Annotated in this window: 23 protein-coding genes; 10 read left to right on the forward strand and 13 right to left on the reverse strand. The window is 57.6% G+C overall.

Going from position 1 to position 23,160, the window contains the following annotated elements:
• Positions 1–68 precede the first annotated feature (68 nt).
• Both MUU47_RS21080 and MUU47_RS21085 read left to right on the forward strand, forming a co-directional pair.
• Positions 69–1,292 carry a phosphoadenosine phosphosulfate reductase gene (locus MUU47_RS21080; RefSeq protein ID WP_258990092.1) on the forward strand — a complete coding sequence of 408 codons (1,224 nt, stop codon included), beginning with the start codon at positions 69–71 and terminating at the stop codon, positions 1,290–1,292.
• A complete protein-coding gene (locus MUU47_RS21085) occupies positions 1,277–1,903 on the forward strand; it encodes an IbrB-like domain-containing protein (protein WP_258990093.1) in 627 nt (208 codons plus the stop codon). Before MUU47_RS21080 ends, MUU47_RS21085 begins: the two co-directional genes overlap by 16 nt.
• On the opposite strand, the gene MUU47_RS21090 is transcribed toward MUU47_RS21085, so the two are convergent.
• Positions 1,904–3,064, reverse strand: a complete 1,161-nt coding sequence (locus tag MUU47_RS21090) for a pyridoxal phosphate-dependent aminotransferase (protein ID WP_258990094.1) — start codon at positions 3,062–3,064, stop codon at positions 1,904–1,906.
• 118 nt (positions 3,065–3,182) lie between these two features.
• Between MUU47_RS21090 and MUU47_RS21095 the strand changes: the two genes are divergently transcribed.
• The 3 genes from MUU47_RS21095 to MUU47_RS21105 are packed head-to-tail and all read left to right on the forward strand — an operon-like array spanning position 3,183 to position 5,022.
• Positions 3,183–3,797: a methylthioribulose 1-phosphate dehydratase gene (locus MUU47_RS21095; protein WP_258990095.1), complete on the forward strand. Its 615-nt coding sequence runs from the start codon at positions 3,183–3,185 to the stop codon at positions 3,795–3,797.
• The gene (gene mtnC / locus MUU47_RS21100) at positions 3,794–4,483 is read left to right on the forward strand and encodes an acireductone synthase (protein ID WP_258990097.1); all 690 of its coding nucleotides are present in this window, start codon (positions 3,794–3,796) and stop codon (positions 4,481–4,483) included. The genes MUU47_RS21095 and mtnC overlap by 4 nt, the downstream gene beginning before the upstream one ends.
• Positions 4,480–5,022 carry a 1,2-dihydroxy-3-keto-5-methylthiopentene dioxygenase gene (locus tag MUU47_RS21105; protein WP_258990098.1) on the forward strand — a complete coding sequence of 181 codons (543 nt, stop codon included), beginning with the start codon at positions 4,480–4,482 and terminating at the stop codon, positions 5,020–5,022. The genes mtnC and MUU47_RS21105 overlap by 4 nt, the downstream gene beginning before the upstream one ends.
• A 41-nt stretch (positions 5,023–5,063) precedes the next feature.
• Here the strand turns inward: MUU47_RS21105 and MUU47_RS21110 are convergent, their stop codons facing one another.
• Both MUU47_RS21110 and mtnA read right to left on the reverse strand, forming a co-directional pair.
• Entirely contained in the window at positions 5,064–5,309 is a 246-nt protein-coding gene (locus MUU47_RS21110) for a helix-turn-helix transcriptional regulator (protein ID WP_258990099.1), read from the reverse strand.
• Between the two features lie 195 nt (positions 5,310–5,504).
• Entirely contained in the window at positions 5,505–6,527 is a 1,023-nt protein-coding gene (gene mtnA, locus MUU47_RS21115; protein WP_258990100.1) for an S-methyl-5-thioribose-1-phosphate isomerase, read from the reverse strand.
• 119 nt (positions 6,528–6,646) lie between these two features.
• Here mtnA and mtnK point away from each other — a divergent pair, with 119 nt between their 5' ends.
• Complete coding sequence (gene mtnK, locus MUU47_RS21120; protein WP_258990101.1) at positions 6,647–7,846, forward strand: S-methyl-5-thioribose kinase; 1,200 nt, start codon at positions 6,647–6,649, stop codon at positions 7,844–7,846.
• An 811-nt stretch (positions 7,847–8,657) separates the two neighbouring features.
• Here mtnK and MUU47_RS21125 read toward each other — a convergent pair.
• Genes MUU47_RS21125 through MUU47_RS21135 form a run of 3 tightly spaced genes read right to left on the reverse strand, consistent with a single transcriptional unit; the run spans position 8,658 to position 12,271 of the window.
• Complete coding sequence (locus MUU47_RS21125; protein ID WP_258990102.1) at positions 8,658–9,722, reverse strand: sugar ABC transporter substrate-binding protein; 1,065 nt, start codon at positions 9,720–9,722, stop codon at positions 8,658–8,660.
• Positions 9,723–9,773: 51 nt separating this feature from the next.
• Positions 9,774–10,772 (reverse strand): ABC transporter permease, encoded by a 999-nt coding sequence (locus MUU47_RS21130; protein ID WP_258990103.1) that lies wholly within the window; start codon positions 10,770–10,772, stop codon positions 9,774–9,776.
• Positions 10,769–12,271 (reverse strand): sugar ABC transporter ATP-binding protein, encoded by a 1,503-nt coding sequence (locus MUU47_RS21135; protein WP_258990104.1) that lies wholly within the window; start codon positions 12,269–12,271, stop codon positions 10,769–10,771. The genes MUU47_RS21130 and MUU47_RS21135 overlap by 4 nt, the downstream gene beginning before the upstream one ends.
• 175 nt (positions 12,272–12,446) lie before the next feature.
• Between MUU47_RS21135 and MUU47_RS21140 the strand changes: the two genes are divergently transcribed.
• The gene (locus MUU47_RS21140) at positions 12,447–13,190 is read left to right on the forward strand and encodes a 3-oxoacyl-ACP reductase family protein (protein WP_258990105.1); all 744 of its coding nucleotides are present in this window, start codon (positions 12,447–12,449) and stop codon (positions 13,188–13,190) included.
• 2 nt (positions 13,191–13,192) lie between these two features.
• Here MUU47_RS21140 and MUU47_RS21145 read toward each other — a convergent pair whose 3' ends face one another.
• Positions 13,193–13,390, reverse strand: coding sequence for a YbdD/YjiX family protein (locus MUU47_RS21145; protein WP_258990106.1), 198 nt, complete (start codon positions 13,388–13,390; stop codon positions 13,193–13,195).
• Between the two features lie 55 nt (positions 13,391–13,445).
• A complete protein-coding gene (cstA, locus tag MUU47_RS21150) occupies positions 13,446–15,551 on the reverse strand; it encodes a pyruvate/proton symporter CstA (RefSeq protein ID WP_258990107.1) in 2,106 nt (701 codons plus the stop codon).
• Positions 15,552–15,834: 283 nt separating this feature from the next.
• Here cstA and MUU47_RS21155 point away from each other — a divergent pair, with 283 nt between their 5' ends.
• From MUU47_RS21155 to MUU47_RS21165, 3 genes are read left to right on the forward strand one after another with little or no spacing between them, the layout of a single operon-like run.
• Positions 15,835–16,569: a nucleoside recognition domain-containing protein gene (locus MUU47_RS21155; RefSeq protein WP_185153729.1), complete on the forward strand. Its 735-nt coding sequence runs from the start codon at positions 15,835–15,837 to the stop codon at positions 16,567–16,569.
• On the forward strand, positions 16,566–17,030 hold the full coding sequence (locus tag MUU47_RS21160; protein WP_159754593.1) for a YjiG family protein: 465 nt from the start codon (positions 16,566–16,568) through the stop codon (positions 17,028–17,030). Before MUU47_RS21155 ends, MUU47_RS21160 begins: the two co-directional genes overlap by 4 nt.
• A gap of 13 nt (positions 17,031–17,043) precedes the next feature.
• Positions 17,044–18,156 (forward strand): M20 family metallopeptidase, encoded by a 1,113-nt coding sequence (locus tag MUU47_RS21165; RefSeq protein WP_258990108.1) that lies wholly within the window; start codon positions 17,044–17,046, stop codon positions 18,154–18,156.
• A gap of 51 nt (positions 18,157–18,207) precedes the next feature.
• On the opposite strand, the gene entH is transcribed toward MUU47_RS21165, so the two are convergent.
• The 5 genes from entH to entC are packed head-to-tail and all read right to left on the reverse strand — an operon-like array spanning position 18,208 to position 23,034.
• On the reverse strand, positions 18,208–18,621 hold the full coding sequence (gene entH / locus MUU47_RS21170) for a proofreading thioesterase EntH (RefSeq protein ID WP_258990109.1): 414 nt from the start codon (positions 18,619–18,621) through the stop codon (positions 18,208–18,210).
• The gene (gene entA / locus MUU47_RS21175; RefSeq protein ID WP_258990112.1) at positions 18,621–19,376 is read right to left on the reverse strand and encodes a 2,3-dihydro-2,3-dihydroxybenzoate dehydrogenase EntA; all 756 of its coding nucleotides are present in this window, start codon (positions 19,374–19,376) and stop codon (positions 18,621–18,623) included. The genes entH and entA overlap by 1 nt, the downstream gene beginning before the upstream one ends.
• On the reverse strand, positions 19,376–20,227 hold the full coding sequence (locus MUU47_RS21180; protein WP_258990113.1) for an isochorismatase: 852 nt from the start codon (positions 20,225–20,227) through the stop codon (positions 19,376–19,378). The genes entA and MUU47_RS21180 overlap by 1 nt, the downstream gene beginning before the upstream one ends.
• An 11-nt stretch (positions 20,228–20,238) precedes the next feature.
• Entirely contained in the window at positions 20,239–21,849 is a 1,611-nt protein-coding gene (entE, locus tag MUU47_RS21185; protein ID WP_258990114.1) for a (2,3-dihydroxybenzoyl)adenylate synthase EntE, read from the reverse strand.
• A 9-nt stretch (positions 21,850–21,858) separates the two neighbouring features.
• Positions 21,859–23,034, reverse strand: a complete 1,176-nt coding sequence (entC, locus tag MUU47_RS21190) for an isochorismate synthase EntC (protein ID WP_258990115.1) — start codon at positions 23,032–23,034, stop codon at positions 21,859–21,861.
• Positions 23,035–23,160 lie beyond the last annotated feature (126 nt).

Here is a 23,160-nt window from a genome sequence, read left to right on the forward strand (position 1 = left end):
TATAATTTACCAAAATGCTTATTTTATATATATTGCATTTATAAAAGGACACAACTACAGGCAATTGAATGTCGATTTATAAACTTCCTCTTCAGCAAAGCGTCTTGACCGCGGCAACGGACAGAATAAATTGGATGCTCAATAATTTTGACCGCGTTTGCATCTCATTTTCCGGTGGAAAAGATTCTACAGTTATGCTGCACCTGGCCGGAATAATGGCCAGAAAACAGAATAAAAAGTTCAGTGTATTATTTATTGACTGGGAAGCGCAATTCAGCAGCACAATTCAACATTGTGAGGACATGCGGGCGGAATATGCCGATGTCATCGACACGTTTTATTGGGTCGCATTGCCGTTGACGACCCCAAATGCCTTAACGCAATTCACGCCGGAGTGGTGTTGTTGGGAACCCGATACACCGTGGGTGCGCCAGCCGCCAGCCGATGCAATAACGGACCCGGCGTTTTTCCCGTTTTACCAACCGGGCATGACGTTCGAAGAATTCGTCAGTCATTTTGCCGGATGGTTCGCTCAGAATCGTCCCGCAGCAGTCAGTATCGGGATCCGAGCTGATGAATCCTACACCCGCTTTTTAGCCGTAGCCGCAAAGGACAAACTGCGGTTTGCCGATGACAAACCCTGGACCAGTATGGCTCGGGGCGGCCACACGTGGAACGTCTACCCTCTCTACGACTGGAAAACGGCCGACATCTGGACATGGTTTTCACGCACCGCGCTGCCCTATAACCCGTTGTACAACCTGATGTATCAGGCCGGCGTCCCGCTGCGCTATATGCGTATTTGCGAACCGTTTGGCCCCGAACAGCGCCAGGGATTGTGGCTCTATCACGTCCTCGAGCCAGAGCGCTGGGCCGCCATGTGCAAACGCGTCGGAGGCATCAACTGCGGCGGGATTTACGCCGGTCACGACAATCAATTCTATGGTCACCGAAAGATGGAAAAACCCGAAGGTTACAGCTGGGAAACCTACGCCCTCTTTCTGCTCGACACCATGCCGCCCTCAACCGCAAACCACTACCGCAATAAAATTGCTGTGTACCTTCAGTGGTACAAAAAACGCGGAATGGATGTCATCCCCGATACCCAGCCGAAGGATATTGCGGCGAAGGATACCCCTTCCTGGCGACGGATCTGCAAGGTGCTGCTGAACAACGATTACTGGTGCCGAATGCTGTCGTTCAGCCCAACGAAGGCGAAACATTATCAGCGCTATAACCAGCGCATCGCGACTAAACGTCAGGAATGGGGAATTTTATGCAACAGCAAATGATTGAACAGATGACGGCCTGGCTGACGACGCTACCGGAAAAAGCACGTATTGAGGCTATCAATAATTTCCGTCGAGCGCTGCACCGGGAAAGTCCATTTCGCGATGAGCCCGTGGACTGCGTATTATGGATAAAACAGGAGAACATCGCGCCGAATGATTACAACCCCAACAATGTCGCCCCACCTGAAAAGCGGTTGCTGCTGAAATCGCTGGAAACTGACGGATTTACTCAGCCGATTGTGGTGCATGGCCCGCATAATAACCAGTACGAAATTGTGGATGGTTTTCACCGACATCAGCTGGCGAAATCAAAATCCGTGCTCAAAAAGCGGCTGAAAGACTATGTGCCCGTCAGCATCCTGCATTCAGAAATCGAGGATGAGCCCGCTCGCATGGCATCGACTATCCGTCACAACCGGGCACGTGGCCGCCATCAAATCAACGCCATGGCAGAAATTGTGCGTGAGCTCACCCAGCTTGGCTGGACGGATGAAAAAATGGGGGTGGAACTTGGGATGGATGCCGATGAAGTCCTGCGCTTACGGCAAATTAACGGTCTGCTGGATATGTTCAGCGACCGCCAATTTTCCGAAGCGTGGACGGTAAAATAATCAGAGTTTGCACAGCCTTTCAGCGGCGGCCAGCAGCGTCGATTCCTGTTTAGCGAAGCACAGTCGGATAAGCTTGTGTGGGAAAGGATCAGCGCAGAATACTGACAGCGGGATCGCCGCCACTCCCACTTCTTTGGTCAACCACTGACAGAAACTCACATCATCGAGGCTGGAGATGGCGCTGTAGTCCGCGAGCAGGAAATAGGTGCCTTCGCAGGGCAGAATGTCGAGACGACTACTGCCGAGCGCGTCAATAAACAGATCGCAACGTGCGCGGTAGAAATCCGGCAGTTCGCGGTAATGTTGCGGCTCATTGCGCAGCATATCCGCCAGCGCCAGCTGTGCCGGAGTATTCACTGCAAACGTCAGATACTGATGCACTTTTCGCAGCTCGGCGCTGATTTCCGCCGGAGCCACGCAGTACCCGACTTTCCAGCCGGTCATGTGGAAGGTTTTACCGAATGACGACACCGCCACAGCGCGCTCGCGCAGCTGCGGATGCGCCAACACGCTGGCGTGCCCTTCGGCAGCAAAACAGATGTGCTCGTACACTTCGTCGCTCAGCACGTAGATTTCACGATCGGCAATCGCCTGCCACAGCGCCTCAAAATCACTTTTCTGCCAGACGGTGGCCGAGGGATTGTGCGGCGTGTTAAGAATAACCAGCCGGGTTTTGTCGCTCAGCAGTTCGGCAAACGCCTGCCAGTCCACGCGAAAATGCGGCGGCTGCAGGGCAATACGCTTGAGAATGCCGCCGGACAGCTCCACCGCAGGCGCATAGCTGTCATAGCTCGGGTCAAAGCAGATAACGTCATCACCTTCACGCACCAGCGCGGTGATCGCTGCGTACAGCGCTTCGGTCGCCCCCGCGGTGACGGTGATGTCGGTATTGGCATCCGGCGTGTGCCCGTAAAGCTCAGCCGTTTTCGCCGCAATCGCCTCACGCAGTGCCGGTACACCAGTCATCGGCGCATACTGATTCGCCCCCTGAGCCACATGGAATGCCAGACGCTCCTGCAAATAGCGCGGTCCGTCGAAATCAGGGAACCCCTGCGACAGGTTAATCGCCTGATATTCGTGCGCCAGGGCGCTCATCTGCGTAAATATCGTTGTGCCCAGATCAGGGAGTTTACTCTGCGGAATCAGTCGGTTATTGCTCATTATCGTTTTACCCGAATGTAATGCGGTTGTTGCTGACACTATAACACGATGTTAGTATTTGGCAATCAAGACGCTTAGACGTCTAAACAACAAACTCACCGGCCCGGAGAACGGCAAGATGACTGAAAACCTGCAACTCGATGCCCTCGTCGACGCCTGTCGCTGGATAGGTGCCAAAGGCTGGGCTCCCGCCACCGGCGGAAACATGTCCGTGCGCGAAGATGCCCACCGGTGCTGGTTGAGCGAGTCTGGCAAAGACAAAGGCAGCCTCACTGGCGATGATTTTTTGCAGGTGGATATCGGCACTAATCAGGCACCGTCCGGGCGTAAACCGTCTGCCGAAACCGGGCTACATACCCTGATTTATCGTCTGTTCCCGGAAGCCGGCGCGGTGCTACACGTTCACACCGTGAATGCGACGGTGCTGTCACGGGTCGAAAAATCTGCCGAGCTGGTGCTTTGCGGTTATGAAATGCAAAAATCCCTGCGCGGCCAAAGTAGCCACCTCGACGGCGTGGCAATCCCGGTGTTTGATAACGACCAGGATATTGACGCCCTCGCCCGTCGCATCGAACATTACGCCACAGAGCGCCCGCTCAGCTACGGCTTTCTGTTGCGTGGCCACGGCCTGACCTGCTGGGGACGCGACGTCGCAGAAGCGCGCCGTCACCTCGAAGGGCTGGAATTTTTATTTGAGTGCGAACTGCGCCTACGCCAACTGGAGAAACCATGATCCGCGCCATTGTGACCGACATTGAAGGCACCACCAGCGATATTCGCTTCGTCCATGACGTGCTGTTTCCCTATGCGCGCGAGCGTCTGGCGGCGTTTATCAGCACGCAGCAGTTCGCCGAGCCGGTGAAGTCAGCTCTTGACACTCTGCGTGCCGAAATCGCGCAGCCCGAAGCCAGTGCGGAAGAATTGACGCAAACATTATTCGCGTTTATGGATGAAGACCGCAAATCAACCGCTCTGAAAGCGTTGCAAGGCCTCATCTGGCGCGATGGTTATGTGAACGGCGACTTTACCGGCCATCTCTACCCGGACGTGCTGCCGACGCTCGAAAAATGGAAGTCGCAGGGCATTGATCTGTATGTTTATTCCTCCGGCTCGGTGGCGGCGCAAAAACTGTTATTTGGCTACAGCGACGAAGGTGATATTACTCATCTGTTCAGCGGCTATTTTGACACCCACGTCGGTGCCAAACGCGAAGTGCAGTCTTACCAGAATATTGCGGAGCAGATTGGGCAGTCGGCCGGACAAATCCTGTTCCTCTCCGATATTCACCAGGAACTGGACGCCGCCGGGCAGGCCGGTTTCCGTACCGTGCAGTTAATTCGTGGCGACGGCGACACCGCCAGTCACCATCATCAGGTTTCCCGTTTCGACGACATTCATCCGGAGCAGATCCCCTCATGAGCGCCTTGACTATTTTCTCTGATAAAAACGCCAGCGAGCCAACCTGGCACAGCACCGATGGCCATGAAATTCAGCAGCAGTTGAACGCTAAAGACGTGCGTTTTGAACGCTGGGAAGCCGACCGGGATCTGGGTTTAAACCCAACGCCGGAGACGGTGATTAACACGTATCAGCACGCCATCGACAAACTGGTTGAGGAGAAAGGCTATCAGAGCTGGGATGTGATTAGCCTGCGCGCCGATAACCCGCAGAAAGACGCGCTACGGGCGAAATTCCTCAACGAACATACTCACGGCGAAGACGAAGTGCGCTTCTTTGTCGAAGGCGCGGGGCTGTTCTGCCTGCACATCGGCGATGAGGTGTATCAGGTGCTGTGTGAGAAAAATGATTTAATTTCGGTGCCAGCGGGCACGCCGCACTGGTTTGATATGGGTTCTGAGCCGAACTTCACGGCTATCCGCATTTTCGACAACCCGGAAGGCTGGATTGCGCAGTTCACCGGGAGTGAAATTGCGACCGGGTACCCGACACTGGCTTAAGCTCTGCCTTTTATTGTGCCCCTCTCCTTCGGGAGAGGGCATCAGACAATACTTTTCCCCAACGCTAACGCACGCACTATTGCCTCTGCCTCCATCCCAACCAACCGCGCCAGATGTACAAACTCCACTACGTCTAGCCTACGCTCACCGCTTTCAACTTTGGCGATAAACGACTGAGGCTTGCCCAGCGCTTCGGCAAGTTGTGCCTGCGTAATCCCATTTTCCTTTCGAGCTTTCTTTAGCGCATTGATGACACGCTGATATTCATCTGAGTAGACCGAGGCCATAAGTTCGATTCCGTTCAATTATCCTGAAAGTGAATATCCTCTCGTTGTATTCACACGCCCATGGCCGAAAGGAGAGTCCATTATTGCGAAACGAATTTGTTCCTCCATCGCCCGTGATACGGGCGAGTTCTTCCGTCAGCAGCGCAATAAGTTGTTGCGATTCGCGGGAGTGCGGATCGGAGGGTTCCACCCTAATCATCGTTTTGCAAATTTCCCCGTTGCTACCTCAGCCGGGGTCACCACGCCGATGTCCAGCACCCAACCGCTGATTAACGCAGCGGGAGTGACGTCGAACGCCGGATTATACACGCGGGCATTTTCGGGCGCCCACTGCACCTCGCCGAAACTGCCTGCCACCCCGGTAACTTCCGCCGCCGCGCGCTGCTCAATCGGGATGGCCTCCCCGTTCGGACAGTTCGGATCAAGCGTGGTCTGCGGAGCAGCAACGTAGAATGGAATACCGTGGAATTTCGCCAGTACCGCCAGTGAATAGGTGCCGATTTTATTCGCCACGTCGCCGTTGGCAGCAATGCGATCCGCGCCCACCCAAACGGCGTCGACCCGCCCTTTCGCCATCAGGCTTGCAGCCATCGAATCGGTAATGAGCTGATACGGCACGCCCAGTTCACCCAATTCCCACGCGGTGAGTCGCCCTCCCTGCAATAGTGGACGCGTTTCATCGACCCAGACGTTAGCGACGTTGCCCTGCTGATGGGCAAAATTAATTACGCCCAGCGCCGTACCCACGCCCGCCGTCGCCAGCCCGCCGGTGTTACAGTGCGTCAGCAGACGGCTGCCAGGTTTTACCAGTTGGCTGCCCGCTATGGCGATGCGCTCGCAAAGCTGCTTGTCTTCGTCAATCAGTCGCAGTGCTTCGGCCACCAGGGCCGGAACGAAGTCTTCCTGCGCCAGCGCAAGCTTCATGCGGTCGAGATTGTTCATCAGGTTGACCGCCGTCGGGCGTGATGCCCGCAGCGTTTCCAGCGCATTGAGCAGCGCATCGCGATTCAGGCCGCGCTCAGCCAGCAGCGCCAGCAGCAGGCTGGCGGAAAGGCCAATCAACGGCGCACCGCGCACCCGTAAAGCATGAATATGGCCGACCAGCGCCTCGACGCTGTTGGCGTCCAGCCAGCGTGACGCCTGCGGCAGCGCCTGCTGATCCAGAATAAACAGCTGATTGTCGCGCACCCACAGGCTGGTGGTCTGTAATGTCTGCATATCGTTAAATCCCTGTTGCGTTGTTGTGTCACATTGTGTCAGGATGAATTACAGATGTATAGACGTCTGAATGGCTTTATTTCTGGCTATCTCATCACGAGAACATGAGGATCGAGGCAATGTCGCAATACCATACCTTCACAGCCCACGATGCCGTGGCTTATGCGCAACAATTTGGCGGCCTCGACGACCCGTCCGAGCTGGTTTCAGCGCAGGAGGTCGGCGACGGCAATCTCAACCTGGTGTTTAAAATCTTCGACACCCACGGCGTGAGCCGCGTGATCGTCAAACAGGCGCTACCGTACGTACGCTGTGTGGGCGAATCCTGGCCATTGACGCTGGATCGCGCTCGCCTCGAAGCGCAAACGCTGGTCGAGCATTATCAGCACGCGCCGGAACACACGGTGAAAATCCACCATTTCGACGCCGAACTGGCGGTAATGGTGATGGAAGATTTATCCAACCACCGCATCTTGCGCGGCGAGCTGATTCAGGGTGCTTACTACCCACAAGCGGCGCAGCAGCTGGGGCATTACCTGGCGCAAACGTTGTTCCACACCAGCGATTTCTACCTGCATCCGCATCAGAAAAAGGCCCAGGTGGCGAATTTCATCAACCCGGAAATGTGCGAGATTACGGAAGATCTGTTTTTCAACGACCCGTATCAGGTGCACGAGCGCAATAATTATCCGGCAGAGATTGAAGCCGACGTGGCCGCGCTGCGCGATGATGCCCAGCTGAAACTGGCGGTGGCGTCGCTCAAGCACCGCTTCTTCTCACAAGCGGAAGCGCTGCTGCACGGCGATATTCACAGCGGGTCTATTTTTGTCGCCGACGGTAGTCTGAAGGCGATCGACGCGGAGTTTGGTTATTTCGGTCCGATCGGTTTTGACATCGGCACGGCGGTCGGCAACCTGCTGCTGAACTACTGCGGATTGCCGGGCCACTCAGGCATTCGTGATGCCGCCGCCGGGCGCGAGCAGCGTCTGGTAGATATTCAGGAACTGTGGAACACCTTTGCCGAACATTTCCAGACGCTGGCGACGGAAAAAACGCAGGATGCCGCGCTGGCTTACCCGGGTTATGCGAGCGAGTTTCTGAAAAAGGTGTGGCACGACGCAGTGGGCTTTTGCGGCACTGAGCTGATTCGCCGCAGCGTCGGGTTGTCTCACGTGGCGGATATCGAGACCATCAAAGATGACACCATGCGTCATGCGTGTTTGCGCCATGCAATTTCGCTGGGGCGCGCGCTGATTGTGCTGGCGGAGCGAATTGACAGCGTTGATGAGCTGATTGCCCGAGTTCGGCAGTACAGTTAGGCCTTTTCCCTCACCATGGCCCTCTCCCTGGGGAGGTGTCTCTTAGTCGTATCTTTTTTAGCTGAGACAGGCAGATACGCTATCTCTGTCACGTCGGATGGGGTTCCGTTCACCAGGCGACTCTGCTTCTCTGTCGGTTTCTCTGCGGTGAACGTGCTAAGGGTGTTCGCCGCCACACCCTTAGCAATCCCGGCTCCCGGCAAATAAATCGCCGCAAGCGGTAAACCTCCATTTATGTCTCCTTGTCCGGGTCGGGCGCGATTCGTTCCCGACGATCGCTTCCTCCAGCCGTTCCTGACGGCTGGACCCGGCCACCAGGCGCCAACATGGAGGCGATTTATGCCGGACCAGACCCCCACGCTTTGAGAATATGCTCACCTGAACCCGGCATTGCGTCAGCGAAGAAAAAGCAAAAATCAGTTCTCTGAATGCACAGCGACGCCCTTGTACCCGGCTTAAATCGCGCCGTTTTTTACCCTTCAGTCGGGGTCACGTGGTCGGGAACCACGTGAGAGAGCGATCGTCGGGAACGGATCGCGAACGACCGCGAATGTTGGGTGAAAAAAGGTGTTTACCGCTTTAGCGGCGATTTATTTGCCGGGCGCCGGGGTAGCCAGGGGAGTGGCGTAACTCCCCTGGCACGTTCACCGTTCGCAGCAGTTGCAGAGATAACCCAAAATACGGGTGAACGGAACGGCATTGGGACTGACATAGCCCCCTGAAAAGGCCGGGGACTTGTGTATAAGAGACAACTACCTTGGGGAGAGGGTGCCCACTGAACTCAACCCATAATCGGGAGTCGGCAGCTCACTCATTTATTTTTCGCTTCCAGTGTGGCAAACCACGGTGCGACGAAATCTTCGGTCTGGCCCCAGCCTGGAACGATTTTGCCCAAACTTGCCACGTTCACCGCACCCGGCTGCGCCGCCAGCAGCGCCTGAGGAATGGCTGCCGCTTTGAAATCGTAGGTCGCAGGCGTTGGTTCTCCGGCGATTTTATTGGCAATCAGGCGTACGTTGGTGGCACCAATCAGCTTAGGATCCACCGCCACGCTCACTTTCCACGGGCTGTTCGCTTCACGCATCAGCTGTAAATCCTGGTTTGAAACGTCGATGCTGTAGAGTTTAATTTCAGTGCGACCGTTCTCTTTCAGCGCCTTATACGCGCCCTGGCTGAACGCATCCCAGGTGCCCCAGATAGCGTCGATTTTGCCTTTCGGATACTTCGCCAGCACCGCGCCGACTTTATTGGCGGTGTCACCCTGCACATCAGAAGAAACCGCCCCGATAGACTCCAGTTCGTGAATGCCTGGATTCTGCTTCAGCAGCGTCTGATACTGAGCCTGGCGGCGTTCCATCGGCGGGAATCCGGCCACCCACAGTTTGATGATGTTGGCTTTGCCGTTGAAATCTTTCACCAACTGGCCGAAAGAGAGATCGGTCAGCGAGGCGTCATCCTGCTGCGTGACGGTCACGCCCGGGATCTCGCCGTTCACCGCGGTATCGAACACCGCCACTTTAATGCCTGCATCGACCGCTTTTTTCACCAGTTCGGTGGAGTATGGATCGCGGCCCTGCGACAGGATGATCCCGTCATATTTCTGGCTGATGGCCTGGTTGACGAAGTCCTGGAATTTGGCGTCGTCGCCGTTGCTCAGAAAGGTGCTGACTTTGAAGCCGAGCTTTTTGCCTTCCTGTATGGCACCGGAAACGAACTGTGTGGTGTTGTCGTCTGAACCGAGGTTACGCACAATCGCGATGCGGATTGGGCCGCTGTGGTTGGCGATCGCCGCCGGAACCGGGGTTGGCGTTTCGGCATAGGCGGCGACGGAATTGAGCAACCCGAGCGCGATGAGTGACAGCGTGATTTTTTTCATTATGTTTACCCTGATTGTTGTTATGTCTGAATTTTTGTTATGTCCGAATGGTTATGTCCGGCGCTGGAAATAGGTCAGAGCCAGAGCACCAGCCAGCACCAGACCTTTGATGATGTCCATCGCGTAATACGGCACCGACAGCATCACCAGCCCGTTCGACAGCACGCCCAGGATCACCGCCCCCACCAGCGTACCAAGCGCGTTGGGTTTACCCGATCCCGCCAGCGAGAAGCCAATCCACGCTGCCGCGACCGCATCCATCAGGTAGCCACTGCCCGCATTCACCTGCGACGAGCCGATGCGTGATGCCAGCAGAATGCCGCCCAGTCCGGCAAGCAATGACGCAATCACGTAGGCCGCCACTTTGTAGCGCGTGGTACGAAGCCCCGACAGGCGTGCCGCTTCCGGGTTGCCGCCAATCGCATACATCCGGCGCCCATGGGTGGTCAGCGACAGCACCAGCTGCGCCACCACGGTGACCGCCAGCATGATAATCACGATCGTCGGTACCTGGCCGAGCAGGCCAAAGGCCGCCGGGATCGTGCCTTCCGCCATATCGCCGCTCGGCAGCACCATGTTTTCAGTTATCGATCCGCCAAAGCTGTAGGTCGCCGCCACGCCCTGCACCACGAACAGACTGGCGAGCGTCGCGAGCATGTCGGGAATGCGCAGAATGACGATCAAAAAAGCGTTAAACAGCCCCACCAGCGTGCACAGCAGCAGCGTGACCACAATCGCTTCGGTAGTGCCAAAGCCGTGCCAGACGAACAGCGAAATCACCAGCGCATTCGCCAGCGACGCGGTCGAACCGACGGACAAATCAAAGCCGCCGACGGTGAGGGAAATCGACACGCCAACGGCAATCACCGTCACGATGGCAATCGATCGCAGAATGTTGATGATGTTAAACGGATCGAGGAAATTGTCCGACGCGAGGCCGAAAATGGCCACCAGCGCCACCACGGTCAGCAACATGCCCCACTTATAGAGAAAATCGAAAAACTGCTGACGGCCCGAAGCCGCCGCTTTAACTGTCAGGGCCTTGCTCACGACGCCGCTCCTCCGGTGGAGTAATAAAGTAGGGTTTCTTCGCGGGCCTCAGCGCCCGCCACTTCTGCCACAATCTTGCCGTCCCACAGCACGCAGATCCGGTCGCATAAACCGACCAGCTCCGCAAATTCGCCGGAGGCGTAAATCACCCCTTTGCCTTCGCGGGCCAGACCGTCAATCAGGTTGAACACGTCGGTTTTGGCTTTAACGTCCACGCCTTTGGTCGGCTCGTCAAAAATCAGCACGTTGGCGTTGCCGCGCAGCCATTTGCCAATCGCCACTTTTTGCTGATTACCGCCCGACAATCTGCGCAGCGTCTGCCCCGGGCCGGTGGTGCGAATGCCGACGCGGGCGATAACCTCTTCCGCCCAACGCCAGGCTTTTCGATGCCCGAACAGACTCCAGCGGGAAAAGCTGTTATCTGCCCCCACAGCCAGATTCATGCCGATAGACTCATCGATGAAAATACCCTCTTTGCGCCGCTCTTCCGGCACTAACGCCAGCCCACGCAGCACCGAATCCGCCGGGTCACGCGGCCGCCACGGCTGCCCGTTCAGCTCGGCGCGCTCAACGCGGCTTTTACTGGCGCCAAACAGCGCCTTGCACAATTCGGTTTTCCCGGCCCCCGCCAACCCGGCGATGCCCAGAATTTCGCCTTTACGCAGCCGCAAAGAGATGTCCTGTAGCAGATGTTCGTCATGCAGCCCGTCGACCTGCAACACCACGTCGTCGCTGTAAGCCGGGCGCGCCGGGGGGAAAATATCGGTCAGCTCGTGGCCCAGCATTTTTTCCACAATTTGCTCACCGCTCAGCGCCGCCATTGGCCCGCTTTCGATTAAGCGTCCGTCGCGCAGCACCGTCAGGGTGTCGCAAATGGCTTTTAATTCGTGAATGCGGTGGGAGATAAACACCACGCCAATGCCCTGCTGTTGCAGGCGTCTGACCACCGTAAACAGGCGTTCGCTTTCGTGACTGTCGAGCGGGGCGGTCGGCTCGTCGAGGATCAGAAAACGGCAGTGGTGCGACAGCGCGCGTGCCAGCAAAATTTGCTGTTTCTCTGCCAGAGAACAGCTGTCGATGGTGCGCTTCACATCGAGTTGCACGTCAAGCTGCGCCAACGCCGCTTTCGCCTGCTGACGCACCTGCCGCCAGCTAAAGCGGTATCCCGGCCCGGCCAGATGGTCGAGCATGATGTTCTCTGCCACCGACAGGCCCGGCACCAGCGCCACGTCCACTTCCTGCTGCACCAAATGAATACCCGCTTTTTTTGCATCGCGCGGAGAGCGGATCACCACCGGTTCATTGTCGAGAAAAATCTCGCCGTCATAGTGGTCGTAAGTGCCACACAGCACCGCCATCAGCGTCGATTTGCCTGCGCCGTTGGCCCCTGTCAGGGCATGAACCGACCCGCCGGTGAGGGTAAAGGTCACCTGCGTCAGGGCCTTAAAACCGGAAAAGGCCAGGCTGATGTCGCGCATCTCGAGGCGATTGTCTAACATTCGCTGCATACCCCCATAATTAGCCATCCAGACACCTAGACATATTTCAGGCTAACGATAATACACAGATCAATAACAAATGAGCAACAGCGATATTAATCTGGTGGCCGAACGGGGCGAGCGCTATACCTAATGAGGACTCTCATCCATGTTCATCACTCACTCTGGGGCAACTATGCATATCTCTCTGACAGGTAAACGCGCGCTGGTGACCGGGGCCAGCCGCGGGCTCGGGCGTGCAATTGCGCTTTCACTGGCGAACGCTGGCGCTGACGTGGTTATCACTTACGAAAAATCAGCCGATAAGGCGCAGGCGGTGGTGGAAGAAATCCGCGCGTTGGGCCGCAAAGGCCATGCTATTCAGGCAGACAGCAGCAATGCACACGCTATCGTGCAGGCGGTTAATGAGTCAGCCGAAACCCTGGGTGGGCTGGATATTCTGGTCAACAACGCAGGGATAGCCCGCGACGGCCCGCTGGAATCGATGTCGCTGGAAGATATTGATGCGGTGATTGGGGTGAACATTCGCGGCGTCGTGATTGCGACCCAGGCCGCGCTGGCCCATCTTGGTCAGGGTGGACGAATCATTAATATCGGCAGCTGTCTGGCGAACCGCGTGCCGTTTGGCGGCATCTCGGTCTATTCGATGAGCAAATCAGCGCTGAACTCGTTCACCCGTGGGCTGGCCCGCGATTTAGGCCCGAAAGGCATCACCGTCAATCTGGTGCATCCCGGGCCGACCGACAGTGACATGAACCCGGCCGACGGCGAACAGGCTGAGGGCCAGCGCCAACAAATTGCGATTGGCCATTACGGTAAACCGGAAGATATCGCCGCCGCTGTGACGTTCCTCGTCAGCCCCGCCGCCGGGCAAATCACCGGCACCGGCCTGGACGTTGATGGTGGTCTGAACGCCTGACACTAACAACACTTCGCGCCGCCTTTGCCGCCGTAGCGTGCATCCTGGCGTTCCTGGAAAAATTCTTCGTACGTCATGGGCGTCTGATCCGGATGAGTCAGGCGCACATGCGCGACGTAGTTGTCGTAATCAGGTACACCAATCATCATTTTGGCCGCCTGGCCGAGGTATTTCCCGGCTTTTGAAAGTGTGTCGAACATATCTGCTCCCGATTGAGACTTCCCTCTCCCATTTCCGGGAGAGGGTCACACCACATTAATGCGCGCTTTTCGCCTGAGCAACAATCTGCTCTACATCCTCAGACATCCGCTCGTACGGCGTCTCTTTCGCCGTCGGTTTATCCTCCTTCAGCGCCGCCAGCGCGGTTTTCACTGAATAGAGTGCCAGTACCACGACCACCACCATAAAGAAGATAGTCAGCCCGGCATCGAGCCGGTTATTGAACACCAGCTGCGACAACTGAGACTCGGTGTACTGCGCCGGGATCTTGCCGCTGTCGATCATTGCCTGGAATTTGTTAGCAATCGCAAGAAAACCGACTTTGGTATCCGCGCTGAACGCTTTCTGCCAGCCCGCCGCCAGGGTACAAATCAGCAGCCATGCGGTCGGCACCAGCGCCACCCAGGCATATCGCTGACGTTTCATTTTGAACAGCACCACCGCGCAAAGCATCAGCGCCATTCCGGCCAGCATCTGGTTGGCGATGCCAAACAGCGGCCACAGGGTGTTAATGCCGCCTAACGGATCGACCACGCCCTGATGCAGGAAGTAGCCCCAGGCCAGCACGCACAGCGCCGTTGCCAGCAGGTTCGCGGGCAGCGAGTCGGTGCGTTTCAGGTTCGGGCTGATAACACCGAGCAGGTCCTGCAGCATAAAGCGGGCCGCGCGCGTACCGGCATCGACCGCGGTCAGAATAAACAGCGCTTCAAACAGAATCGCGAAGTGATACCAGAATGAGACGTCCATCAGCCCGCCGAGCGAACCGTGCAGGATGTACGCCATGCCGACCGCCAGCGTCGGCGCCCCGCCTGCGCGGGAAATAATCGACTGTTCGCCGACTTCTTTTGCAATCTGCGTGAGCGTATCCGGCGTGACCACAAAGCCCCAGCTGCTGACCACCTGCGCGGCAGAGGCCACTACGTCAGTAGTCCCGGCCGGCGCCAGCACCGCCATCGGGCTGTTCATCGCGAAGTAAACGCCCGGGTCGATAATACAAGCCGCCACCAGCGCCATGATCGCCACGAAGGATTCCATCAGCATCCCGCCGTAGCCGATAAAGCAGGCCTGGCCTTCATTCGCCAGCATCTTCGGCGTGGTCCCGGAAGCAATCAGCGCATGGAAGCCCGACACCGCCCCACAGGCGATGGTGATAAACAGGAACGGGAACAGGCTGCCGGTCCAGACCGGGCCGGTGCCGTCGATAAATTTCGTCAGCGCGGGCATGGTCAGCGTCGGACGCAGGATCAGAATGCCGATTGCCAGGCCGAGAATGGTGCCGATCTTCAGGAAGGTAGACAGGTAATCTCGCGGGGCCAGTAGCAGCCACACCGGCAGCACCGCCGCCACGAAACCGTAGCCCACCAGCATCCAGGTCAGTTGCAAGCCAGTGAAATCAAACCACGGTGCCCACGTCGGGCTCTGTGCAACCCAGCCACCCGAAATAATGGCGAACACCAGCATCACCAGGCCAATCACCGACACTTCACCAATACGCCCGGGGCGCAGATAGCGAATGTAGATCCCCATGAAAATCGCCAGCGGAATGGTGAAGACCACGGTATACGTTCCCCACGGGCTGTGGGTCAGGGCTTTCACCACGATCATCGCCAGCACCGCGAGGATGATGACCATAATTATAAAGGTGGCGATTAGCGCGATAACACCTGCGGTGGCGCCCATTTCCTCTTTTACCAGCTCGCCAAGCGAACGCCCGTCGCGGCGGGTGGAGACAAACAGCACCATAAAGTCCTGCACCGCCCCGGCCAGCACTACGCCCGCCAGGATCCAAATCATCCCTGGCAGATAGCCCATTTGCGCCGCCAGCACCGGGCCGACCAGCGGCCCGGCTCCGGCAATCGCCGCAAAATGGTGACCGAACAGCACTTTTTTGTCAGTCGGAACGTAGTCGAGCCCGTCGTTATGGCGCACCGCAGGCGTCATTCGCGTCGGGTCAACCTCCAGCACTTTTTTAGCGATGTACAGGCCGTAAAAACGGTAGGCAATGAGATAAATACAGACTGCCGCCACGACAATCCATAAGGCATTTATCTGTTCACCGCGATTGAGCGCAATATAGCCAAGGGCGAAGGCTCCCACGATCGAGAGAACGGCCCATATCAGGTATTTCCCTGGGTTATTCATGGTCTAATTCCGTCAGTGGAGGGGAAGATGTTACATTTTGTATCTATAACACCCCTTCCGGATTTAACAACCTGATAACCGAGGAAAAGGGAGATGATGGGAGGTATTTACATGACATTGTTAAGTCGATCACTCTCCGCCGCTGCGTTTCCCCGTCCAGGAAAACTCTGAACGTCACACTTTTCGCATTTGCTTTCTCTCTCGCCATTATCAAATGATTTGTATCATTTTTTTTCAGCATCTTACCGCCAGAATGAAGTGGCAACATACCCACTACAAGGAAATGGAGATGAGTTCACAAGCGCAGGAAAACAGAGTTGGACCCGGTGCGTACTTCGCTCTGGCTTTTGCCGCCGTTTTTTTCTCAGGCTTGCTCGGCGGTAAAGAATGGTATGGCGTGTTTGATTTCACCACCCTCAACGGTGCCTTCGGCAAAGTTGTCAGCGGCGTGAACCAACAAGGAGAAACGATAACCACAACGACATCCGCGTTTCGCGGTAGCGGCGGTCATGGCGCAATGGACGGCTTCCTGTTCGCCCTGGGGCTGATCCCCGCCGTGATGTTCGCCCTCGGTATGATCAACGTGCTGGAACATTACGGCGCGCTGCGGGCCGCGCGTCGCCTGCTGACCCCGCTACTCCGCCCACTGATGGGGATCCCCGGCACCACCGGGCTGGCGCTGATTGGCAGCCTGCAGAGCACCGATGTCGGCGCCTCCCTGACCCGTAATCTTGCCGATGAAGGGCAGATAACCGAGAAAGAGAAAGATATCTTTGCCATGTTCCAGTTCTCTGCTGGTGCGATGATCACCAACTTTTTCTCCTCAGGTGCGATCCTGTTTACCCTGGTCGCTCTCGACGGTAGCTCAGCGGTTCCCACTTCGATTGGCGCCTGTGTCGCCGTGATGTTCATTATGAAAATTGTCGGTGCCAATATCATGCGGCTGATCCTGACTTTTACAGAGAAGAAAGCCACAACCCCAACTTCCGCGACCGCCGCACAAGGAGAAGCCTCATGAGCGCACCCACCGCAAACCCGGTCATTACCGATGTTTTTGTCGCCGGCGCCCGCAAGGGCTGGAATATCGCGACAACCAGTACCCTGCCTAATGTGGTGATGGCGTTCATCATCATCAAAGCGCTCGAAATCACTGGCGCACTGAAGGGGCTCGGGATCGTCTTCGCACCGCTGATGGGGCTGTTTGGTCTGCCAGGGGAAGCCGCCGCAGTGCTGATTGGCGGCTGGATGTCGATGGGCGGCGCTATCGGCGTCGCTATCGGGCTATTTGATAAAGGTATTCTCACCGGCGAGCACCTGGCGATTCTGGCCCCCGCAATCTATCTGATGGGTTCTCAGGTTCAGTACCTGGGCCGCATTCTCGGGGTAATAGGCACCCGCGCCAAACGTATTCCGCTGATGATTGCTATTTCGGTCATCAACGCCTTTTTAGCCATGCTGCTGATGCGCATTATTCTCTGAACAGGACGTCACAATGAACCTGAATCAATACATTGAAGAACTGAAAACACTGGTAAATGTCGATTGCGGCACCCGCACGCTGGACGGTGTCGCCACGGTAGCAGGGATTATGCAATCGCTCTGGCAGGCTGAAGGCTGGCATACCGAGCGCGTGGATTTGGGCGATAAGGTCGGCCCGGGTCTGTTTGTCAGCAACAAGCCACAAGCTGAGCAATTCGATGTCCTGTTGGTGGGCCATCTGGATACGGTTTTTGCCCCCGGTACCGTCGCCGAACGGCCGATGAGTGAAGATGAGAACCGCCTGTACGGCCCGGGCGTCTCGGATATGAAAAGCGGGCTGCTGAATATTCTGTGGGCCATGCGCGGGTTGAATCAAGCTGATAAAGAAAGGCTGGCGATTGCGGTGGCGATGAACCCGGATGAGGAGACCGGGTCAGTCTGGTCGCATGAGTGGATAGGCTCGCTCGCCAAACGCTCCCGCTGCGTGCTGGTGTGTGAAGCTGCACGCGCCGATGGGTCGTTGGTGAAAGCACGTAAAGGGATGGCCGGTTATCACCTCGCCTTTACTGGCGTAGCGGCACATGCGGGTAACGAACCAGAGAAAGGCCGTTCGGCCATTAACGCGCTTGCCCATAGCATCCTCGCCATCAACGCGCTGGCAGACACCGCTCGTGGCACCACGCTCAATGTTGGCGTGATCCAGGGAGGCAGCGCAGCAAACGTGGTTGCGGACAGCGCGGGAGCGGAACTGGATGTCCGATTCTGGGAAAACGACGAATATGACCGGGTACATCACGCCCTGAGCTCACTGTGTGAAAAAGGGTTTCTCGACGGCGTAACCACCACGCTGACCCGCGTGAACCATAAACCGGCGATGGCGGCGAGCGAGGAGACGCAACGCCTGATGCAGCACGTTGAAGCAGCGGGGAAAGAGGAAGGCATTGCCATTAGCTGGCAGGCCGTGGGTGGCGGCAGTGATGCCAACCATACCGCCGCACTCGGCATCCCGACCCTCGATGGTTTAGGGCCGATTGGTGCAGGTTTCCACAGCCCGGCAGAGTGGCTGGATAAAGCCTCGATTGAACCGCGAATTCGCCTGCTTAAGCGAGTGATATCGATGCTGTAATGTTCTGCCCGGCCCCTTTGCAAAAACGCAGAGGGACCGGGTGCGTACAGCCTACCCCAATACCCGGGTACTCAACCGGCAGGTACAGCAGCGCCGCCCCTGCTCGTCGAACACCACAATCTCCCAGCTTTGGGTCTGCTTACCGAGGTGCAGCGGCTGACACACACCGCGCACTTTCCCCTGTGACACCGCCCGGTGATGGGTGGCGTTCAGCTCGGTACCCACGATGCACTGGCCTTCGCGGGTCATCAGATAACCCGCCATCGACCCCAGCGTTTCCGCCAGCGCGGCCGATGCGCCGCCGTGCAACAGGCCAAACGGCTGATGCGTCCGCGCATCCACCGGCATGTCGGCCTCCAGCGTGTCGTCGCCGAGTCGGGTATACACGATCCCGAGGTGCCCTACCATCGTCGCCGCACTGGTGGCGTTCAGTTCTTCAAGCGATAAATGTCGAATCCAGATCATCACGCCCCCAGCGTCGAGCCGCCGTCCACCACGATATCCTGCAACGTAATGTGGCTGGCGCTATCCGAGGCGAGGAACAAAATGGTGCTGGCAATTTCCTGCGGGTGCGCAATTTTGCCCAGCGGAATGCCGAGCTTAAACTGCTGGCCGAAGCCGCGAATACGCTGCTGCTCCGCGTCATCACTGACCCACAGCGTGCGCTGCATATCGGTGTCGGTCGAACCTGGTGAAACCAGATTACAGCGCACACCGCTGGCCGAAAGCTCCAGTCCGACGGTCAGCGCGAGGCTTTTCAACGCCGCTTTCGACGCGCCGTACGCGCTCATGCCGATGCGTGGCGTGTGTGCGGCATCCGACGCCACGGTAACAATCGCCCCGCCCTGCTGCTGGCGAAATTTCGCCATCGTCTGCTGGAACAGGTTGAACGCACCGCCAACATTAACCGCAAACGTCTGCTGCCAGTCGGCCAGGCTCAGGGTATCCGTGGCACCCATGCGCAAAATCCCGGCGGCATTCACCAGTACGTCAAGACGCGCCAAATCATGCAGCAGCGGCGCACAGACCAGCAGAACCTGCTGCGAGTCCGCCACGTCCATTTTCACCGTAGTGAACGGATAGTCGGCCTGGTCAAAGGCCAGATCAAACCCGGTAACCTCTGCGCCCGCCTCAACAAACGCCAGCGCGGTGGCGTAGCCAATACCTTTGCCCGCGCCGGTTACCCATACGGTTTTGCCGTGAAAATCAAATCCCGCCATCACTTCACCTCGCGGGACAGCAGCGCCCACCAGGCATCGAGAGTCGGGTTCCTGGCTAACATCACAAAGTCGATGTCCGCGTGGACTTTGCGCCAGCGCGCCGCCAGGGCCATCATCCGCACTGAATCCAGGCCGTAATCAATCAGGTTTTCGTCATCCAACGGCTCGTCGGACTCATCCAGCAGCGGCAGAATAATCGCCCGCAGCGCCGCTTTTGACGCAGGCAGTGGCAGCAGTTCTTCGGTCATCACCACGCGACCGGAACGGCCCGCGACGTATTTCAGCGACATCAGATGCTCTTCGCGACTGAAATCCGCCAGCGCATCAGCAACAAAAAACGGTTTGATGTCGCGCATAAACGCGTCGGTGGCGGTAGTCATGCAGCCGATGTGCGCGTAAACGCCGGTGATAATCAGCTGATTGCGCCCGGTCTCTTTTAGCATCTCTTCCAGCGGCGAACGGTGGAACGCGCTGTAGCGCCATTTCACCAGCACGGTGTCGGCTTCATCCGGGGCGAGTGCAGCAATCACGCGCTGTTGCTCCGGCGAGCGGGTCAAACCCGGCCCCCACATGTCGTTCAGCAGCGCACGGTCTTCGTCGCTCTGCTCTTTCGGCTGGGCGGTGTAGTAGACCGGAATGTTGTGCTTTTTGGCGAAATCGCGCAGGGCTTTGATGTTCGCCACCACGGTTTCCATCATCGCGCTGTTTTCACCCCAGAAATTGAGGAAATACTCCTGCATATCGTGGATCAGCAGCGCCGCGCGGGCAGGTTCAAACGCCCAGTCTACTTTGTTGGCCGGAATATCAGCGGCGGTTGGCAGTGCGTAGGCCTGCAGTTTTGGAATTGCCATACTCTTCTCCTTCAGGCCAGGGTGCGGTTCGCAATCCACTGACGTAATTGTTTTTTATCCACTTTCCCGACCGGCGTTAGCGGCAGTGCATCCACGCACTCCACGCGGTCCGGCAGTTTGAATTCTGCAACGCCCTGTTCACGCAGGAAGCGGCGCACCGCCACCGCCCGTAATGGCGTTTTGGTGACCAGCCAGGCGCAGCTCTTTTCGCCGAGCAGGCTGTCTTCCATGCTCACCAGCGCCGCATGAATCACCTCGTCATGACGCAGCAGCAGGTTTTCAACCTCTTCGGCAGCGATTTTTTCGCCCCCGCGGTTGATCTGATCTTTCTCGCGGCCTTGCACCGTGATGTAGCCCTGTTCGTCGATCGAAATCAGATCGCCGGAGCCGTAAAATCCGTTGGCGTCAAAGGCGCAGCCGTTGTGCTCGGGGCTTTTGTAATAGCCGCGGAAGGTGTACGGCCCGCGGGTCATCAGGCGGCCCACTTCGCCGCGCGGCAACGGATTACCCTCGGCATCGGCCACCCATACTTCGTCGTCGGGCGACATCGGGCAGCCCTGGGTGTTGATAATGCGTTCCGGCGAATCGTCGAGTCGGGTGTAGTTCACCAGCCCTTCCGCCATGCCAAATACCTGCTGTAACTGGCAGCCAATTTCTGCTGGAATACGCGCCGCCAGCGTGGCCGACAGACGCGCGCCCCCCACTTGCAGCAGCGTCAGCGAGGCTAATGCCGCGTTGCTGTTCCATTCGTGAATCGCCTGCAGCCACAGGCTCACCGCCGGAGGCACCAGCGCCGCGACGTTAATCTGATGCTGTTCAATCAGCGGGAAACAGAGCGTGGCGCTTGGGTCAGCCGCCAGAATCACGCAGCCCTGAGCGAGGAAAACGCCGAGCGCACCGGGGGAACTTAACGCGTAGTTATGCGCCGCGGGGAGCGCGCAAAGGTAGCGCGTGTTCTGGTCAAAGGCGCAAATCTCATTGCTGCGACGAATGCTGTAGGCGTAATCGTTGTGGGTACGCGGGATAAGCTTCGGCGTCCCGGTGCTGCCACCGGAAAGCTGGAAGAATGCCACTTCACCCGGGCCGGTCGGCGTGGCCACGACGTTGTCAGCCGGATGCGCTATCGCCGCCGCCAGGCTGTGTTCGCCGTCGTCATTACGCAGCAAAACCGTGCGCACGGAACGGTGCTCATCGACGAAGGCGTTAAGGAACACGTCGTCGGCAAACAGCGCATGCTGGCGGTCAGCAATCAACATGGCCGGTTCGATTTGCGCGGCATAGGCCTGCAGTTCGCTGCGCTGATGGCTGAACAACGCATTCACCGGCGCCACGCCGATGCGCAGTAAAGCGAAAAAGGTGATGTAAAACTCTGCCACGTTGCCCAACTGCACCAGCGCGGTATCGCCCGTTTTCAGCCCCTGACGCTGCAACGACGACGCGAGGTTATCCACCCGCGCGTTCAGTTCGCAATAGCTAAAATGACGATCGCCGTCGATCACCGCCACACTTTCACTGTCTGCATGACGCGTCAGAAAATCGGTCAACGGTCGATCCTGCCAGTAGCCCTTCTCGCGGTAGCGGGCCGCGAAATCGTCCGGCCAGGGCGTAAATGCAACACTCATCATCAATCCTTAATTAAGACCAAACACGTTCAGCATGGTGGTGAGTTTGACGCCGGTTTCGCGCCATTCGCCGAGCGGCGAAGAGGCAGGCACAATGCCCGCGCCGGCAAACAGGCGAATGTGGTTGGCGCGCACTTTTGCGCAGCGGATGGTGACCACCCATTCGCCGTTGCCTTCGGCATCGCACCAGCCGACGATGCCGCCGAACAACTCGCGTTCGAACGGCTCCAGTTCGGCGATCAATTGTTTGGCGACGTCATGCGGGAAGCCGCTCAGCGCCGGGGTCGGGTGCAGCAAACAGGCCAGCGACAGCGCGTTCTCATCCACTTTCGCTTCGCCTTCAATCGGCGTCGCCAGATGCCACAGCGTCGGGGTGGTGATGAGCTGCGGCGAGGACGGCAGCGACAGCATTTCACTGCGCGGCGTCAGGACGTTCTTCATCGCCTGCGTCACTAAATCGTGCTCGTGACGATCTTTCTGTGAGGCCAGCAGACGGTTGCCCGCTTCCCGGTCCAGCACGTTATCCGGCTGACGACGGGCAGAGCCCGCCAGCGGCAGCGAGCTGAAATGCGAACCCTCTTTGCGCAGCAGCAGCTCCGGGCTCGCGCCCAGCAACACGCCGCCGTCGGGCAGCGGCACGTGGAAGTTGAAGCTCGCCGGGTTCTGCGCAATCAGGCGTTCCAGCAGCGCGCCGGTGTCCACATTCACGTCGGTGGTCAGTTCAATCAGACGCGACAGCACCACTTTGTCGACTTTCGGCGTGGCGGTCAGCTGTGCAGCGCTCGCCACCATCGCCATAAACAGGTCCTGCTCAGGAATTTCCTGACGCGCCTGGACCTGCATCGGTTTCATGCTGGCCGCGTACGGCGCGGAGTGCTGTTTAGCGGTGCGGGAAAACGCCTCGCGGTGCTGGGGAATAAACAGCGCAGAAGGCTGAGTGGTATCAAACGGAATGGCTCCGACCAAAATCGGGCGGGCGATCCCGGCCGCTTTGGCGTCAGCAAAGGCGCTGGTGAGGGTGCGCTGGAACTCGCCCGTCAGATCTTCACCGCCTTCCACGGGCTGTTCGATACGACGAAAACAGCCGGAGGTGGTGAAACTGCGGTACGGCGACATAAAAAAGAAGCTATCAGGTGACAGCGTTGGTGCGACTTCCTGCCCGGCCTCGGCCAGTGACGTTTCCATATCATCCTCCAAAACGATAAAGATATTACGAATAATTATCATTTATATTTTGGTTCGGTAAGCTAAAAGTAAAACGCCCCCTTGTCAACTTCAGACTGATCATCCGACTTGCATCTGTGGCACACT

The organism is Scandinavium hiltneri (genome assembly GCF_024764835.1).
Taxonomy (GTDB): Bacteria; Pseudomonadota; Gammaproteobacteria; order Enterobacterales; family Enterobacteriaceae; genus Scandinavium; species Scandinavium hiltneri.